The organism is Peribacillus sp. P4_C12, from assembly GCF_056402095.1.
Genome location: NZ_JBFUIB010000736.1, coordinates 1 through 1,514 on the forward strand (window position 1 = coordinate 1; position 1,514 = coordinate 1,514).

Consider the following 1,514-nt stretch of genomic DNA (forward strand, 5'->3'; position numbering starts at 1 on the left):
GATCAGAAAGCGAATCAAAAGAATGCTTATAAAATGCCTGGTATAGCACATTTTAATGACGCTATCCGGGATGGGTTAAAAGGCTTTGTGATGAATGAACATGATAAAGGCTTTATCAATGGCAAACCAGGGATGGAAGATATCATTAAAAAAGGGATAGCTGGTGGATTGAAATACGATGATCATATAGCAACCTATCAAAATCYAGCCCAGGTCATCAACTATGTCGAAGCCCATGATAATTATACATTATGGGATAAGCTTATAATTACCAATCCAGATGCGACTGAGCAAGAACGCAAACAGATGCACAAACTAGGTTCCTCAGTGGTATTACTGTCACAGGGAATACCAATGATCCATGCTGGACAAGAATTTATGCGAACAAAGGATGGGGATGAAAATAGCTATCAATCATCTGACTGGGTTAACCGATTGGATTGGAAAAGAAGAGCGGAGTTTGATAATGAAGTAGAATATTTAAAAGGGCTAATTTCGCTTCGAAACAATATTTCAGCTTTCAGGTTAAGAACAGCTGAAGACATCGAGCAGCAGTTAATATTCCTTGAGGCTCCTGCTAATGTGATTGCATTTTCTCTAATGACAGAACATTCAACGATTGTTGTTATTCATAATGCAAACTGGGAAGCTGTAAATATTACACTCCCACTTCATGGAGATTGGTCTGTTTTAGCGAATGGTCAGAGGGCGGGTCTTGAAGAAATTGAAAGGATTCAAGGGAGTCATATAACCGTTTCCCCTTTAAGTTCATATGTGTTGAGAAGGATTTTGTAATAGTAGTGTGGATTAAGAATCAGCAGCTGCATAAAGAATATGAAACGGCAGATATACAAGGACCGAGGTCCAGCGAATCTTACGGCAAAAGTGTACCCAGTAAAGGCGAAATGAACACCAAAGTAACACTTGCTGGTTTTGATTGTAGCCGGTGTTTCTCCCATAACAATTCCGCTGACCGTATTAAAGAAAAACAATTGAGAATAAATTAATATGGAAGGGTCCTTTAATGAATGCCTTTCTTACATTACTTGAATAATTTAAAAATATCTTTTCATGAAAACATCATTTAATAATGTACTTTTTGTGAAATAACTTGTAGAAATACATTCCACCCCATAAAATGGGAGTAACTATAATATTCAAGGAGTGTACAAATGAATTTTAAATTAATAGCCATAATTGGTATCTGTTCATCTTTACTACTTTCCGGTTGTTCGAATGAAGAAAAAAATGTTGCGGATAAAGAAACTAGTCATGAAGACCATTCAGCACATACTGTTTCTGGAGATCTTCAAGAAGAGACTAAAAGTAAGGAAATAGCACCTGAATTTCTTTCTGAAAAGCCAGAAGAAATGAAAACCATCTATTTAGCGGTTGCTCAAAATCAGGAACTATTAGAAAAAATACCATGCTACTGTGGTTGTGGAGAAGAAGCTAACCATAAAAACAATTACGATTGTTTTATCCATGAAAATAAAAAAAGTGGTGAAGTGGTT

Annotated in this window: 1 protein-coding gene and 1 pseudogene; both read left to right on the forward strand. The window is 36.2% G+C overall.

All coding sequences use genetic code 11. The features are described 5' to 3' along the window. Positions 1-795, forward strand: a pseudogene (locus tag AC1DUW_RS28520) (type I pullulanase); the annotation flags it as partial. Positions 796-1,172: 377 nt separating this feature from the next. Beyond that, positions 1,173-1,514: PCYCGC motif-containing (lipo)protein (locus AC1DUW_RS28525; protein ID WP_477644143.1), on the forward strand; the 342-nt coding region annotated here is incomplete at its 3' end.